The organism is Ruegeria sp. AP11 (genome assembly GCF_056535865.1).
In genome coordinates, this window is record NZ_JBQFJB010000001.1 from 2,926,985 (window position 1) to 2,942,330 (window position 15,346).

The window sequence follows — 15,346 nt, forward strand, 5'->3', positions numbered from 1 at the left end:
GATGCAGCGCCATTTTGTTGGTCTTGAGAGTTCAGTCCCAGCAGTGAACCAGAACGGTCATCCCGTTGGCGCGGCGGCTCAGCTCATTGGGTGAGATTCGGGCCGTGGCTTGCGCAGGCTGTCCCGAGATGCCTGCCTTGGTCAGAACCTCGGTCAGGCGGTCCACATTGGCGGCAAGGCTGACCGAACCGGGCAGGGTGCGCCCGTCGGACGGGGTGGGCAGCAGCATGCCCACGACGCTGCCGCTGTCGTCAAAGACCGGCCCGCCCGCGTCTCCTGGCTGAGCCGCCAATGCGAGGCGATTGACGCCGGCTTCGCCGTTCAGGCCGCGGATATCGGCGATCTCGCCAAAGGTCAGGGTTGGGGCACCTAGCGCGCCTTCGTAGGAAAAGCCGGAAACGGCGACCTGTGACTGAATGCGTGGCTGATCGGGACGGAATTCGGCAACGCTGATCGGAGCCAAATTCTGGCTCGGTCGCAGAACGGCCACACCCAGATCGGCGTCCTGCCACGCAACCTGAACCTCCTGATCGCCGTCCAGGGTGATGCGGGTGCAGTTTTCGGCGGCCTCGGTGACGGTCAGCACCGTTCCATTGGTATCGGCAAAGAAGCCCGACCGCGACAGGCGGGGTTTGCGAATCTGCAGGCCCGACATCAGATCGATGCGCTGTTCGGCATCCGCCCCGGCACCGGCGTCCAGGACCGCATCATTGGTGGTGAAGCTGGCGCGCATCGCGGCCAGAACCCGAGCGCGGCGGGCGTCATCGCCGTCGGGCCAGACCAGAGTGAAACCCTTGATCTTGCCGTCTTTCAACGCCGCTTGGGTGAACGAAACCATGCCTTTGCCGCGCCCTTCGATGGTGAAGCTGTTGCCGCGCAGGGCGCGTTCACCATCAAGCGGGACGATCTCAAGCGATTGCATCACCTGATACAGTGCGCGCAGAGTTGCCGGAGAGCCTTCCTGTGAGATCAACAGGGCCTTGGCCCCCAGATCGGAGGTGGGTTTGAAATGGGTAAACGGAGCCTCGTAGCGGTCGAAGGCCAGAACGCCCAGCGGCATATCCATCTCGATCCCGGCCTGTGGGTCGGAATACCGCGCCATTCCGGCGCTGAGCAGCGGCGCGTTGTAGTCATCCATCAGGTTTTTGCGCTGCAGCGTGGTCAGGACACCGGTCGCATCGAACCCGTTGAATCGCTGCCAGTCAGCCATCGACCGCCGGGTGCCCTGACCGAACGCGCCGTCGATGGTCGAGTTGTAAAACCCGGCCGCCTGCAGCGCAGTTTGCAGGTCGCGGCGTTCCTGCGCGCTCAGCAGGCGTTCGCCTTGCAGTGCCTGAGCGCGTGTCTCATCCGCGTCTTGCAGGGTCAGACCCGCCTGAGGCTGCTCGGGCTGGGGTTCGGGCTGGACCGGGGGCGTGACCACGCCTCGGTTCAGGATGTTGGCGCCGACGGGCCAGAACTGTTGTCCCAAGGCGTTGGAAAAGGCGATGAAACTATCGGAAGGGATCTGACGTTCCGCCCGATAGACGCGCAAAACCTGCTCGGCGTCGTCGCGCAAATAGGGCCCGATAACAATGGCATACCAGCCGGAATTCAGGCGAAAGCCGTTCACGTCGGGCAGAGTGTTCGCATAGGATTGCGCCCGTTCCTGCGCCTCGCGCAGCGAGGGCTGCGCTTCGATCTGAACCCAGACGCCAGCGTCCTGCTGGGCAAAGGCGGCGCGCAGGCCGAAGAGGAAAAAGAAAGTAATAACCGTAAATATGCGTGTCATTGTCTGCCCGTGTTATGCAGTGTTTTCACTTTGGCGCAGATTACGCGGAATCGCCGACGGATTGCCATGCCCGGAATACGGGGAATTCTGGGTGTGGCTGCGCAGTGACAGAGGGCCGTTGACGCCCTCGGGCACCTTGCATAGGAAGGGCCGAACCCACCGGAACCGGGCGCTTGGGCGTCCAAGGGAAATGACATGACCGAACCCAACAGCGCACCACGTTCATTTCAGGAGATTATCCTGCGGCTTCAGACCTATTGGGCGTCAAAAGGCTGTGCCATCCTGCAGCCTTATGACATGGAGGTCGGCGCAGGTACGTTCCACCCGGCGACCACCTTGCGGGCCTTGGGATCCAAGGCGTGGGCGGCGGCCTATGTGCAGCCCTCGCGCCGTCCGACAGACGGGCGCTATGGTGAAAACCCGAACCGGTTGCAGCACTACTATCAGTATCAGGTGCTGATCAAACCCAGCCCGCCGGATTTGCAGGAGCTGTATCTGGGATCGCTGCAGGCCATCGGCGTCGACATGGACCTGCACGATATCCGGTTTGTCGAGGATGACTGGGAAAGCCCCACTCTGGGCGCCTGGGGTCTGGGTTGGGAGGTCTGGTGCGATGGCATGGAAGTCAGCCAGTTCACCTATTTCCAGCAGGTCGGCGGCCATGACTGCGCGCCGGTATCGGGTGAACTGACCTATGGGCTGGAACGTCTGGCGATGTATGTGTTGGGCATCGACCACGTGATGGACATGCCGTTCAACGATCCTCAGTCGCCGAGTCCGTTGACCTATGGCGACATTTTCAAACAAACCGAGGAAGAATACGCCCGCTGGAATTTCGACGTGGCCAACACCGAGGTTTTGCTGCGCCACTTCGAAGAGGCCGAGGCCGAATGCGCCAGTATTCTGGCGCAGGAGCATGACGATCCAAAAACCGGCAAGCGCATCATCATGGCGCATCCTGCCTATGACCAGTGCATCAAGGCCAGCCACATCTTCAACCTGCTGGACGCGCGCGGGGTGATCTCGGTCACCGAACGGCAGGCCTATATCGGTCGGGTCCGGGCGCTGGCCAAGCAATGCGCCGATGCGTTCGTGCAGACCGAGGCCGCCGGGTACGAGGTCTGATGCCGCGCCTAGGCCAGACCGGGCAACAGCGCCTTCAGGCCGTCTGCGATCATGCTGATGGCGATGGCCGACAGGATCATGCCCATGAACCGGCTCATGATCACGCGGGCGTTGGCCGACAGCCGTTCGGCCAGCCAGGCTGCGTTCCAGAATGTGATCAACAACAGGGCGACGACGATCAGAAATACTCCTGCATAAGCAATGGCTTCGACCGGAGTTTTGATGTGGTGGGCATAGAGGATCAGCGTCGTGATCGTGCCGGGGCCGACCAGAATGGGAAAGGCCAGCGGATAGAACGCGACCGTTTCGGGCGCGGGGTAGGATTGCTTTTCCCCGTCAGTGCCGTGATGCGAGCTGCTTTCGTTGCCGTTCAGCATGTTCAGGCCGATCATCAGCACGACCAGACCGCCCGCGACACGCAGATGGTCGACGCTGATGCCAAACAGGCCCAATGTCTGGCTGCCGACCGAGGCAAAAGCGCCTCCGAGGATCAGACAATAAAGCGCCGTTTTCAGCGCGACTTTGCGCTGATCGGCGGCGGGCAGGTCCTGGGTGACGCTCAGAAACACCGGCAGGTTGGTGATCGGGTTCATGATCGCAAACAGCGCTCCGAAAAATCCGACGGCAACGGTGGTTTCCATGTTATTCGCCTTAAATCTGCCCGTAACGATATGAAACCTGAACGATTTTCCCGGAACATGAAAGAGGCTGCGTAAACAATGACCGGAAAGCTTCTGGCGTTGATCCTTCTGTTTTCTGCCCTGCTGGCGGGTGGAAGCATGTATTATCTGCAGGTTTACGGGTTCTACTATGAAGTCGAGCCGAGGCCGGGTGAAGATGTCGTGCTGCTGGCGGCAGGGTCCGATACACCGGAACCAATCAGCTATTCCGCGTTTCAGGCGATTGATGCTGACAGCTCTCCGATCCGGTACCGGGCCTGTTTTGAAACCGATCTGACGCCGGAACAGATGGCGGGATTCGTCGCGGTAGATAGCCCTGAACCGCTGACCGCGCCGGGATGGTTCGATTGCTACGACGCTATCGCGCTGGCGGATGCGCTGAAATCGGGGCAGGCGCGGGCCTTTATGGGCGCGAAGAACATCCATTATGGCGTAGACCGCATCGTGGCCGTCACGCAGGACGGCAAGGGCTATGCCTGGCACGCGTTGAACAATTGCGGTGAAAAAGCCTATGACGGCACGGTAGTGGGCGAGGAATGCCCGCCCAGACCGCAGGAGTAACATAGATGACGTCGGTCGTTGATATCCCGGATTTCATGACCGCCACGCTGGGCTTTGCGGTCTATTTGCTGGGGGCCGAGATCAACGCCCGTGTCGCCACGCTGCGCAGCTTCAACATTCCAGAACCGGTGACCGGAGGGCTGCTGGCCTCGCTGGTCGTCCTGCTGTTGTATCTGGCCTTTGGTATAGAATTGTCCTTTGGCCTGACTGCGCGGGATTTCCTGCTGGTGCTGTTTTTCGCAGGCATCGGGCTGAACGCCCGGCTATCGGATTTGATTGCGGGCGGCAAGCCATTGCTGTTGCTTCTGATTTTGACACTATTAACCATCGTCGCGCAGAATGTGATCGGTGCCGCAGGGGCGGTTTTGTTCGGCTATCCGGCGCAGGCGGGTGTTCTGTTTGGCTCTGCCGCGCTGATCGGCGGTCATGGTACTGCCATCGCCTGGGCGCCCGAGGTTTCTGCCGCCACCGGGCTGAATGGCGCGACCGAGCTGGGCGTGGCGGTTGCCACCTTGGGCCTTGTGCTGGCCGCTCTGATCGGGGGGCCGATTGCGCGGCTGTTGATCGAAGGGCGCAAGCTCAGCCCCGATAGGCCCGATGAAGAACATACGGTCGGTCTGCCCAACGAGGATGCGCCGAAGTCCAAAATCGATCATCTGACGGTCATGCGGGTTTTGCTGTATCTCAACCTTGCGATCATTTCAGGGGCGGTCCTGAGCGAGGCCATCAGCGCCGCAGGGCTGAAACTGCCGCTGTTTGTGCCTTGCCTGATCATGGGCATCGTGATCGCCAACCTGCGCGCCATGCTGGCACCAAACGCAAAGCCGGTTGCGCGCACGCCGTCGCTGGCGCTGATCTCGGAATTTGCGCTGGGGGCATTTCTGGCGATGTCGCTGATGAGCCTGCAATTGTGGACCATTGCCGAGCTTGGCCTGGCGATAGCGGTGATCATGACCGCCCAGACCCTGTTCGCGGTGGTGTTCGTGCTGTGGGTCCTGTTCCCGCTGATGGGTGCGAATTACCGCGCTGCCGTGCTGGCCGCCGGTTTTGGCGGCTTCGCTTTGGGCGCAACCCCGACCGCGATTGCAAATATGACCGCTGTGACCAAGCGATATGGCCCATCGCCTATTGCCTTTATCGTGCTGCCCCTTGTATCCGCCTTCTTCGTGGATATCGCCAATGCCATCGTCATTCAGGCGATTGTGAATTTCTAAGGACCGACTATGCCCGACCTGCTGATCGAACTGTTTTCCGAAGAGATCCCCGCGCGCATGCAAGCCCGCGCCGGGGAAGACCTGAAAAAGCGGATCACCGACGGTCTGGTCGAGGCTGGTCTGACCTACGCCCACGCCGCCGCTCTGACTACGCCGCGCCGCCTGACACTGGCCGTCGAAGGGTTATTGGCAGAAAGCCCCACCATCCGCGAGGAACGCAAAGGCCCCAAGGTCGGTGCGCCGGACAAGGCCATCGAAGGCTTTCTACGTGGCGCGGGCCTGACCCGCGATCAGTTGGAAGAGCGTGAGACGCCCAAAGGCGCGGTCTATTTTGCCACCATCGAAAAGGCAGGGCGCCCGGCGGCTGAGATCATTGCCGAGGTGCTGGACGCCACAATCCGCAATTTCCCTTGGCCCAAGTCGATGCGCTGGGGCAGTGGGTCGATGCGGTGGGTGCGGCCTCTGCATTCGATCCTGTGTATCCTGAGTGATGAGGCAGGCGCGCAGGTCGTGCCGCTTGAGGTCGAAGGCATCACATCCGGCGACACCACCGAGGGGCACCGTTTCATGGCCCCAAACCGGTTTTCTGTCACCTCTTTCGAGGATTATGCCGCCAAGCTGAAGCGCGCCTTTGTGGTGCTGTCGCCCGAAGAGCGCGCCGAGCATATCTGGAATGACGCCCAGAACATGGCCTTTGCCGCCGGTCTGGAAGTGGTTGACGACAAGGGTCTGCTGGCCGAGGTGGCCGGTCTGGTCGAATGGCCCGTAGTGCTGATGGGGCAGATCGACGAAGAATTTTTGGAACTGCCGCCCGAGGTGCTGCAGACCTCGATGAAGGAGCATCAGAAGTTCTTTTCCGTGAAGAACCCCAAAACGGGCCGGATCGAACGCTTCATCACCGTCGCCAACCGGGAAACCACCGACAACGGCGCGACCATTCTTGCGGGGAATCAGAAGGTGCTGTCGGCGCGTCTGGCCGATGCCAAATTCTTCTGGGAGAACGACCTGCGCGTTGCCAAATCGGACATCGCCCAATGGACCCGCGCGTTGGAGAATGTGACTTTCCACAACAAGCTGGGCACTCAGGCGGAACGCATCGACCGTATCGCCGCGCTGGCCCGAGAACTGGCCCCGGTGGTCGGAGCGGATGCGGGTCAGGCTGAGAAAGCCGCGCGTTTGGCCAAGGCTGATCTGAGTTCTGAGATGGTCTATGAATTCCCTGAACTACAGGGGCTTATGGGGCGGTATTATATCGAAGCGGCTGGCGAAGATGCTGCCGTTGCGGCTGTGGCGCAAGAGCATTACTCGCCGCTGGGGCCGTCAGACGACGTGCCGACCGCGCCGCTGTCGGTGACCGTGGCGCTGGCCGACAAGCTGGATACCTTGACCGGGTTCTGGGCGATTGATGAGAAACCAACCGGCTCGAAAGACCCGTTTGCCCTGCGTCGCGCGGCGTTGGGGGTTATTCGCTTGAGCCTCGAAAATGAAGTTGTTTTCAGGTTGAGGGAACGGTTGCTGAATCCTCTTCGATTTGCACGTGTACACGCCAATATGGCGGAGCAACGACATTTGAACGCGAGCGGCAACGTTAGTGAAAACGAAGCTAATTCAAAGCGTTTCGCAGAGCTTGCAGTTGAAGCGACGGAGATTGGGAACCGTTTACGCTTTGGAGCTGGCGCGCAAGCAGACGAAGCAGGTTTGATCGCAAACCTCCTCTCCTTCTTCCACGACCGCCTCAAAGTCTTCCTCCGCGACGAGGGTATCCGCCACGACATCATCGACGCCTGTATCGCGATGGAGGGCAATGACGACCTCAACCTGCTGGTCAAACGCGCCCGTGCTCTGAACGCGGTAATTGCGACCGAGGATGGCGAGAACCTCGTGCAAGGGTTCAAGCGCGCCAACAACATCCTGTCTCAGGCGGAAGAGAAGGATGGAGTCGAATACTCCTATGGCGCGGATGTAAAATTTGCCGAGACCGACAGCGAAAAAGCACTGTTTGCTGCGCTCGACGCGGCAGAGGCCAAGATCGATTCCGCGTTGAAGGCTGAGGATTTCCCCACGGCGATGGCGGCCATGGCCGCTCTGCGCGCGCCGGTGGATGCGTTCTTTGAGGATGTGCAGGTCAACACCGACAATGACATCCTGCGCCGCAACCGTCTGAACCTGCTGAGCCAGATCCGCAAGGTCTGCTCCAGCGTGGCCGATCTGAGCCTGATCGAAGGATAACGCCCTTGCGCCAAAGGCGCAGGGGCTTATGCTGCGGTGAAACCAAAAGGTGCCGCAGTGCAGAATAATCCGCATACCACGCTTATCACATCGAAAGCGCCCGTTGCCGCCAATACCCATGGCGGACGGGCGAAATGCCTGCAACGGCTGGTCCGGCTGGATATGCCGGTGCCGCGTACCGTGGCGCTGTCCTTTGACGCGGTGCAGCAAATCGCCGAAGGGCAGGTGCCCGATCTCGCGGCCATTCTGGAACAATTCGACGCCGAGGCGCTGTTGTGTGTACGGCCCAGTTCCGAGGATCCCGACTGGGGCGGTCCGGGGGCGGTTCTGAACATCGGCATGAACGATGCGCGCTATCTGGACCTGTCGTCGGATATGGGGCGTGATGCGGCAGCGGCGCTTTATCGGCGGTTCGTGCAAAGCTATGCCCTCCATGTGGCGCGTCTGGACCCGGATGTTTTTGATGATATCGAAGCGGATGGGCGCGAAGGGCTGAGCCTGTCCTTGCGCGCCTATGAGGATGAAACCGACGAGGCGTTTCCTCAGGACCGGGGCGAGCAGCTGATCGGTGTGCTGCGGTCGATGGCGCGGGCGTGGGACGGGACCTCGGCCCGGCTGTTGCGGCAGGCCAAGGGCGCGCCGGCAGATGCCGGGCTGGGGTTGGTCATACAAGAGATGATCCCGGGCGTCGGGCAGGGCGAATGCGGCTCGGGCGTGTTGCAGTTGATCGACCCGGCGACGGGGATGCCCCAGATCACCGGCCGTTATCTGAGCCAGAGCCAGGGACGCGATGCGTTGGGTGAGGGGGTCTCGGCGCTCTATCTGGAAAAAGATGAACGCGGGCAATCGCTTGAAGATGTGGCGCCCGAGGCCTTTGCCGATCTCAAGGCGCACGCCGCGCTGATGCGGGAAAAGCTGCGCGAAGAGATGCAGGTCGAGTTTGTAGTTCAGAATGGCGACGTGCATATTCTGGACGGCGTACGGGTGCAGCGCGGTTCGCGTGCGGGAATGCGGATCGCGGTGCGGCTGGCCGAAGACGGGATCATCCCACAGCAAGAGGCGGTGATGCGGATCGACCCGCACTCGCTGAACGAACTTCTGCACCGTCAGGTCCACCCCGAGGCTGAACGTGACGTGCTGGCCAACGGTATCCCGGCCAGCCCCGGCGCGGCAACGGGCCGGATCGTGTTTACCGCCGCCGAGGCGCAGGCCAGCGCGGCGCGGGGCGAGCCGTGTATTCTGGTGCGCCGCGAAACCTCGCCCGAGGATGTGCGCGGCATGCACGCCGCTGTCGCGGTGCTGACGGAAAAGGGCGGCATCACCAGCCATGCTGCCGTGATTGGCCGGGGCCTGGGCCTGCCTTGTATTGTTGGCGCGTCCGAGATGCGGTTTCAGACCAAGAAACGGCAACTGACGGCCCCGGACGGGCGTGTGTTCAAGACCGGGGATGTTCTGACCATCGACGGAACCTCGGGGCAAGTGCTGGTCGGAGAGCCCGCAATGCTCGAAGCCGCTTTGGACGATTGTTTTCAGACGCTGATGGGTTGGGCCGATGCCGAGCGTGACATCGCCATCCGCGCCAATGCCGATACGCCCGCCGACGCGCAGACCGCGCGGAATTTTCAGGCAGAGGGCATCGGCCTTTGCCGGACCGAGCATATGTTCTTTGATCCCGGTCGTCTGACCGTGATGCGCGAGATGATCTTTGCCCAGACGCCCTCGGGCCGGGCTGCGGTGCTGGAACGTCTGCTGCCGATGCAACGGCAGGATTTCGTGCAGCTGTTCCGCATCATGGAGGGGCAGCCGGTCTGTATCCGCCTGTTCGACCCGCCGTTGCACGAGTTCCTGCCAACGACCCGCAGCGGTCAGCGCGAAGTGGCCGAGGCGCTGGACATTCCGGTCTCGGATGTCGAACGCCGGGTGGCGGCCATGAGCGAATACAACCCCATGCTGGGGCTGCGCGGTGTCCGGCTGGGCGTTACCGTGCCGGAAATCTACGACATGCAGGCGCGCGCGATCTTCGAGGCGACGCTGGAGGCCTCGAAGGACGGCGATCCCGTGGTGCCAGAGGTGATGATCCCGCTGGTCTCGGCCAATCGCGAGGTGGAACTGGTCAAGGCCCGCATCGATGCGGTCGCGGCCGAGGTGGCCTCGGAGCGCGGGCAGGAGCTGGAGTATCGTCTGGGCGTCATGGTCGAAACGCCCCGGGCCTGTCTGCGCGCGGATGAGATCGCGCCACATACGGCTTTTCTGAGCTTCGGGACCAATGACCTGACCCAGATGACCTATGGTTTGTCCCGCGATGATGCGGGTCGGTTCATGTCGGCATATGTCCGCCTAGGCGTGTTTGGCGAAGATCCATTTCACGTTCTGGATGCGGACGGGGTGGGCGAATTGCTGAAACTTGGGGCTGAACGCGGGCGTCAAGCTCAACCAGACGTTACACTTTCTGTCTGCGGTGAGCATGGTGGCAATCCCGAATCAATCGCCATCTGCCGGGCGCTTGGGTTTGACTATGTGTCCTGCTCACCCTTCCGGGTGCCCGTCGCTCGGCTGTCTGCCGCTCAACTGGCGATTTCGTCCAAACTTGGGGGTTGACTAACTGTCTCCTACCTAGAAATAGTGGCGTAGGAAACGTTCCGCTGTCGATGAATATTGGCGGCGTGGGCGGTTTTTTTCTTGCCTTCTTAAGAATACTGGACGTCTGCCCCTTGGTAGGGTATTAGCCTCGTCGCGCCCGCCGGGGGAGGGTTAGGCGCGTATGTGCCTGTGCGAGGTTATCTGATGAGACGCTACATATTGGCTGTTGCCGTGGGGGCCGCAGCCTTGCTGCCAAGTTTGGCGTACGCTGAGAAAGCGCGCGTCGATACATCTGATCAACTGGTTGCCCGTAACGAGTTGCCAGGACAGAGTTTCCGCGACTACCTGAAGCTGTTCCAGCCGCGCCAGGCGCCGGAAAAGATTGAAATTTCCTATACCAAGGATTGGCTGGACAAGCAGCCCAAGGCGACCGGAGATGAAAATTTCCGCTGTCTGGCCGAGGCGCTGTATTTCGAGGCGCGCGGTGAAAGTGTGCGCGGCCAGTTCGCGGTTGCCGAGGTGATCCTGAACCGTGTCGAAAGCGGCCGTTTCCCGGATACACTGTGTGGAGTGATCAAGCAGGGCACCGGAAAGCGGTATCAGTGCCAGTTCACCTATACCTGCGACGGCCAGAAAGAAGTTATCCACGAAAAACGCGCCTACGAGCGCGTGTCCAAAGTGGCCCGCGCCGCAATTGACGGAGTCGCCGAAGAGATGACCTCGGGGGCGACGCATTATCACACCAAAGCGGTGCGCCCGTCCTGGGCACGGGTTTACAAAGAAACGGCCCGGATCGGCGTACATATTTTCTACAGGCACAATTATCGGACCGCGAGCAAGTAAATGTTGGCGCAGGTGGTCCCTTGCCGGGATCGCCTGACGCCGCATTCGATGGCTGGAATGGCGTTTGCTGCGGTGCTATATGCCCGCTCATCACGTAAATTGGGTTGATCAGCCCACCAAGTCCGAGAAGGTCCATCAGATGAGCTCTGAAATTCGCCTTGCGTTCGCGCATCCGTCTGAACGGTCCGAAGCGACCGCTTCACGCGGGCCGCTGGATCGTATCTCGTTGCGGGACCATATCGTCGAGGTCGAGATCGGGGCCTTTCAGGCCGAGCGCGGCACCACCCAGCGCATCTGTTTCAACATTGTGGTCGAGGTACGCCCGCTGACCGATCCCATCGACGATGATGTGGATCGCATCCTGTCCTATGACCGGGTGACCGAAGCCATTGCGTTCGAACTGGCGGCCGAACGGCTGAACCTGCTGGAGACGTTGGCCGACCGCGTGGCGGAACGTATTTTGCTTGAGCCTCAGGCTGTAAGAGCCTTTGTTCGCATTGAAAAACTGGATCGTGGGCCCGGTGCGCTTGGGGTCGAGATCGTGCGCGGCAAAGATGCGATGCATCATGATGTGACCGAAGAACAGCGGCCTCACCCCCGGCTGGTTTTCCTGTCGAACGAAGCGATTGTGTCGGGCAATCTGACCGGCTGGATTGACCAGCTTGAGAACCGGCAGCGCCCGCTGATCCTGTGCGTCGGGGCCGCGGATCTGGATGTACCGCAGACCGGCCACGCGATGACCCAGCGCCGGATCGACCTGCTGGCCATCGAGCAGAACGCCTGGGTTCTGGCAGCGCGTGATCATCGTTGTGTTGTCGTTTCGACCCGGACCGAACTGGATTGGGCGATGAAAAACGGCCAGATTTGTGTTTGGGCCCCGTCCAAGATCGTGCTGGATGCGGTGGATGGCCCCTCGGCGGCACCGTCGGACGCGGTCGCATTGGCGGCCTGGTTCGCCGCGACCTTCGAGGCCAGCGAGATGTTGGTGATTGGCGGCGAACTGCCCGAAGCCCCGAAAACGCCACTGCGTGCCGTTCCGGTGGATCAGGCGCAGTTGTGACTGTCTATTACCGTCCGCTTGTTCAGCACGGGCCTGTGCGCCCGTCAGGCGCCGCGTCGCTGGCAGGTCAGTCGCTGTGGTTTACGCAGGCTGAAATGCTGCAGCGTGGCAAATCCTCACAGATTGTGAAAATCAAAGATATTCCAGGTACATACATGGAGTATCTCACCCGTCCACGCGCGCCCATTGCCGGGCTGGACATGGCGCAGCCGCAGATCATGGGCATTCTGAATGCCACGCCCGACAGCTTCTCGGACGGGGGTTTGCACAACTCGGTTGACGCGGCCCGCGCAGCCGCTGCCGAGATGGTGGGCCACGGGGCCAGCATTCTGGACATCGGCGGAGAATCCACCCGCCCCGGCGCCGATTTCGTACCTGCTGAGGAAGAGATCGCCCGTACCGAGCCCCTGATCGCAGCAATCCGGGCCGAGACCGATGCGCTGATCTCGATCGACACGCGCAAGGCCAGCGTCGCAAGGGCGGCGCACGCGGCGGGGGCAGGGCTGATCAATGATGTGTCGGGCTTTACCTTCGATCCGCTGCTTGCTCCGTTTTGTGTCGGGATCAGCGCGCCAGTCTGTGTGATGCACATGCAAGGTGATCCGGCGACGATGCAGGATGATCCGCAATATGACGACGTGCTTCTGGACGTGTTTGACTTTCTTGAAGCGCAGATCGCACATCTGGAAGGTCTTGGCCTCAGCCGGGATCTGATCCTGGTCGATCCCGGCATCGGGTTTGGCAAAACCACCGATCACAACCTGACGCTGTTGCGCAATCTCAGCCTGTTCCATGGTCTCGGCTGTCCGATCCTGCTGGGCGTGTCGCGCAAGGGGATCATCGGCGAGATCGGCAAAGAGCCGCGCAAAGATGCCCGTGCGCCGGGATCAATCGCGGTTGCTCTGGCAGGATTGTCTCAGGGCGTGCAAGTTATACGCGTTCACGACGTGGCCGAGACCGCTCAGGCCTTGCGTCTGTGGGCCACCGTCCGGTAATCCGGGCACCAGGAATTTTCAGGAGTATTGACATATGCGCAAGCTGTTCGGAACCGACGGGGTGCGGGGCACCGCTAACACGCATCCGATGACGGCAGAAATGGCCTTGCGCATAGGGGCCGCCGTGGGCCGATATTTCCGCCGGGATGCCTCGGGCGTGCACCGGGTTGTCATCGGCAAGGATACGCGGCTGTCGGGGTACATGCTGGAAAACGCGCTGACGGCGGGGCTGACCTCGACCGGGATGAACGTGTTGCTGCTGGGACCGGTGCCGACTCCGGCGGTCGGACTGATGACCCGGTCGATGCGGGCGGATCTGGGCGTGATGATTTCGGCCAGTCACAACCCGGCTGAAGACAATGGGATTAAGTTTTTTGGGCCTGACGGTTTCAAACTGTCCGATCAGGCCGAACTGGAAATCGAGCGTCTGATCGAAGAGGGCGTGCGCCCGGCACAGGCGCAGAATATTGGCCGAGCGCGCAGGGTCGATGACGCCCGGTTCCGCTATGGCGAGCGGGTCAAATCCTCGCTGCCGCGCGATGTGCGGCTGGATGGGTTGAAGGTTGTGATCGATTGCGCCAATGGTGCCGCGCACCGCACCGCGCCCGAAGTGTTGTGGGAGTTGGGTGCAGATGTCATCCCCATCGGCATTGCGCCGGACGGCAAGAATATCAACCTTGACTGCGGTTCCACCAAACCGCGCGTCGCAGCGGAAGCCGTTGTCGCGCATGGCGCGGATGTCGGCATCTGTCTGGATGGCGATGCCGACCGCGTCGTTGTGATTGACGAGACGGGCAAGGTGGCAGACGGCGATCAGTTGATGGCTTTGCTTGCCGGGGCCTGGTCGCGGGCAGAGCAGCTGAAGGGCGGCACCCTGGTGGCGACGGTGATGTCCAATCTGGGTCTTGAACGCCATCTGCAGGGGCAGGGCCTGCGTCTGGAACGCACCGCAGTCGGTGACCGATACGTGGTAGAACGGATGCGCGAGGGCGGTTTCAATCTGGGCGGCGAACAATCCGGCCATATCGTGATGAGCGACTATGCTACCACCGGCGATGGATTGATGGCCGGCTTGCATTTTCTGGCCGAGATGGTGCTGTCCGAAAGGAAAGCCTCGGAGCTGTCGCGCCAGTTCGAAACGGTTCCGCAATTGCTAAAGAATGTGCGATTTACCGCCGGGCAGACCCCGCTGGAGGCTGCCAACGTCAAGACGGCCATATCCGAGGCCGAAGCGCGGTTGAACGGGCAGGGGCGTTTGCTGATCCGCAAGTCGGGCACGGAGCCTCTGATCCGGGTGATGGCGGAATGCGAAGACGCTGCTCTGCTCAATCAGGTGGTTGACGGAATCGTCGCCGAGGTCGAGGCGGTCGCGGGCTAATACCCGATCAGCATCTTACGCAGGCTGAACCATTGGCTGAGGGCCATGCCGGCCAGAATCAGCGCAAGCGCTATGAAAAAACGCAGCGGCAGTGCTTCGGACAGGATCCAGGCGCCAAAGACCATCGACCAGATCGGCACCTGATAGTTTACCAGCGTCAGAAAGACCGATCCGGCGCTGCGTGTGATCGAGACCCGCAGCAGGGTGGCAAAGGCGGTGGGCAACAGGCCCAGCACGATCAGCGCCACGGTCGGGCGGGGGCCTTGCCAGGTCGGCAGCCCCTCGGTCAGCAGCATGATTGGCACCAGAAGAGAGGCCCCCACGACCAGCGTCAGAGCTGCAAGGACCAGCGGATCAATTGGTGGGCAACGGCGCGTCATGACCGATGAACTGGCGTAGCACAGGGCGGCGCAAATGCACGCCAGTTGCGCCAGAGGCTCGGTCCCTTGACCCAATTGCGCAAGGCCCGGCCCGATCAGGACCAGCGCACCAGTGAACCCGAGGCAAACCCCGATCAGGCGGCGCAGGTTCAGGGGCTCATCCGAGAAAAAATGTGCCAGCGGCAAAACCATCAGCGGGATCGCCGCCATGGACAGCCCTGCGAAGGCCGAGGGGACGAACTGTTGCCCCCAGCTGAGCAGCATGAAGGGAACGGCGGTGGACAGCAGACCGATCAGGATGATCGAAACACCCAATGCAGGGGTCAACGCAGGCACGCGGCGGCCCGTCAACCGCATCAGCACCAGCAAGGTCACTGCACCCAATGTGGTGCGCGAGGTGGCAACCGTAATGGGGCCGTAGCCTTCCAGCGCCATGGCCACGACCATGAATGTTGCGCCCCAAATGAGGCCCAGAATGAAGACGCCGCTCCAGTCTCGTGTTGAGGGTTGTTCAACCATTCCACCCCCTT

At 61.4% G+C, this 15,346-nt stretch carries 12 protein-coding genes; 9 read left to right on the forward strand and 3 right to left on the reverse strand.

What is annotated here, in order from left to right; genetic code table 11:
- Positions 1-31: 31 nt before the first annotated feature.
- A complete protein-coding gene (locus ACR3E4_RS14640) occupies positions 32-1,771 on the reverse strand; it encodes a serine protease (RefSeq protein ID WP_480533056.1) in 1,740 nt (579 codons plus the stop codon).
- A 195-nt stretch (positions 1,772-1,966) separates the two neighbouring features.
- On the opposite strand from ACR3E4_RS14640, the gene ACR3E4_RS14645 reads away from it, so the two are divergent.
- Entirely contained in the window at positions 1,967-2,896 is a 930-nt protein-coding gene (locus ACR3E4_RS14645) for a glycine--tRNA ligase subunit alpha (protein WP_480533055.1), read from the forward strand.
- Positions 2,897-2,904: 8 nt separating this feature from the next.
- Here the strand turns inward: ACR3E4_RS14645 and ACR3E4_RS14650 are convergent, their stop codons facing one another.
- Entirely contained in the window at positions 2,905-3,537 is a 633-nt protein-coding gene (locus ACR3E4_RS14650) for a MarC family protein (protein ID WP_480533054.1), read from the reverse strand.
- A 78-nt stretch (positions 3,538-3,615) separates the two neighbouring features.
- Between ACR3E4_RS14650 and ACR3E4_RS14655 the strand changes: the two genes are divergently transcribed.
- The 8 genes from ACR3E4_RS14655 to glmM all read left to right on the forward strand — a co-directional run bounded on the left by ACR3E4_RS14655 (position 3,616) and on the right by glmM (position 14,436).
- A complete protein-coding gene (locus ACR3E4_RS14655) occupies positions 3,616-4,137 on the forward strand; it encodes a DUF6446 family protein (protein WP_480533052.1) in 522 nt (173 codons plus the stop codon).
- Positions 4,138-4,142: 5 nt separating this feature from the next.
- Entirely contained in the window at positions 4,143-5,351 is a 1,209-nt protein-coding gene (gene gltS, locus ACR3E4_RS14660) for a sodium/glutamate symporter (protein ID WP_480533050.1), read from the forward strand.
- Positions 5,352-5,360: 9 nt separating this feature from the next.
- Complete coding sequence (glyS, locus tag ACR3E4_RS14665; RefSeq protein ID WP_480533048.1) at positions 5,361-7,580, forward strand: glycine--tRNA ligase subunit beta; 2,220 nt, start codon at positions 5,361-5,363, stop codon at positions 7,578-7,580.
- A gap of 36 nt (positions 7,581-7,616) precedes the next feature.
- Positions 7,617-10,178, forward strand: a complete 2,562-nt coding sequence (locus ACR3E4_RS14670) for a putative PEP-binding protein (RefSeq protein WP_480533046.1) — start codon at positions 7,617-7,619, stop codon at positions 10,176-10,178.
- Positions 10,179-10,364: 186 nt separating this feature from the next.
- A complete protein-coding gene (locus ACR3E4_RS14675; RefSeq protein WP_480533044.1) occupies positions 10,365-11,003 on the forward strand; it encodes a cell wall hydrolase in 639 nt (212 codons plus the stop codon).
- A gap of 139 nt (positions 11,004-11,142) precedes the next feature.
- Positions 11,143-12,063, forward strand: a complete 921-nt coding sequence (locus ACR3E4_RS14680) for a dihydroneopterin aldolase (RefSeq protein ID WP_480533042.1) — start codon at positions 11,143-11,145, stop codon at positions 12,061-12,063.
- On the forward strand, positions 12,060-13,058 hold the full coding sequence (folP, locus tag ACR3E4_RS14685; protein WP_480533040.1) for a dihydropteroate synthase: 999 nt from the start codon (positions 12,060-12,062) through the stop codon (positions 13,056-13,058). Before ACR3E4_RS14680 ends, folP begins: the two co-directional genes overlap by 4 nt.
- Positions 13,059-13,092: 34 nt before the next feature.
- Positions 13,093-14,436, forward strand: a complete 1,344-nt coding sequence (gene glmM / locus ACR3E4_RS14690) for a phosphoglucosamine mutase (protein WP_480533038.1) — start codon at positions 13,093-13,095, stop codon at positions 14,434-14,436.
- On the opposite strand, the gene ACR3E4_RS14695 is transcribed toward glmM, so the two are convergent.
- Positions 14,433-15,335 (reverse strand): DMT family transporter, encoded by a 903-nt coding sequence (locus ACR3E4_RS14695; protein WP_480533036.1) that lies wholly within the window; start codon positions 15,333-15,335, stop codon positions 14,433-14,435. The genes glmM and ACR3E4_RS14695 overlap by 4 nt on opposite strands.
- Positions 15,336-15,346: the final 11 nt, after the last annotated feature.

Excerpts from the sequence above, each read along its gene's own strand:
- ACR3E4_RS14680 (WP_480533042.1), top strand. The coding sequence starts at position 11,143 with ATGAGCTCTGAAATTCGCCTTGCGTTCGCGCATCCGTCTGAACGGTCC.
- ACR3E4_RS14675 (WP_480533044.1), top strand. The coding sequence starts at position 10,365 with ATGAGACGCTACATATTGGCTGTTGCCGTGGGGGCCGCAGCCTTGCTG.
- ACR3E4_RS14695 (WP_480533036.1), bottom strand. The coding sequence starts at position 15,335 with ATGGTTGAACAACCCTCAACACGAGACTGGAGCGGCGTCTTCATTCTG.
- ACR3E4_RS14645 (WP_480533055.1), top strand. The coding sequence starts at position 1,967 with ATGACCGAACCCAACAGCGCACCACGTTCATTTCAGGAGATTATCCTG.
- glmM (WP_480533038.1), top strand. The coding sequence starts at position 13,093 with ATGCGCAAGCTGTTCGGAACCGACGGGGTGCGGGGCACCGCTAACACG.
- ACR3E4_RS14655 (WP_480533052.1), top strand. The coding sequence starts at position 3,616 with ATGACCGGAAAGCTTCTGGCGTTGATCCTTCTGTTTTCTGCCCTGCTG.
- glyS (WP_480533048.1), top strand. The coding sequence starts at position 5,361 with ATGCCCGACCTGCTGATCGAACTGTTTTCCGAAGAGATCCCCGCGCGC.
- ACR3E4_RS14640 (WP_480533056.1), bottom strand. The coding sequence starts at position 1,771 with ATGACACGCATATTTACGGTTATTACTTTCTTTTTCCTCTTCGGCCTG.
- gltS (WP_480533050.1), top strand. The coding sequence starts at position 4,143 with ATGACGTCGGTCGTTGATATCCCGGATTTCATGACCGCCACGCTGGGC.
- ACR3E4_RS14650 (WP_480533054.1), bottom strand. The coding sequence starts at position 3,537 with ATGGAAACCACCGTTGCCGTCGGATTTTTCGGAGCGCTGTTTGCGATC.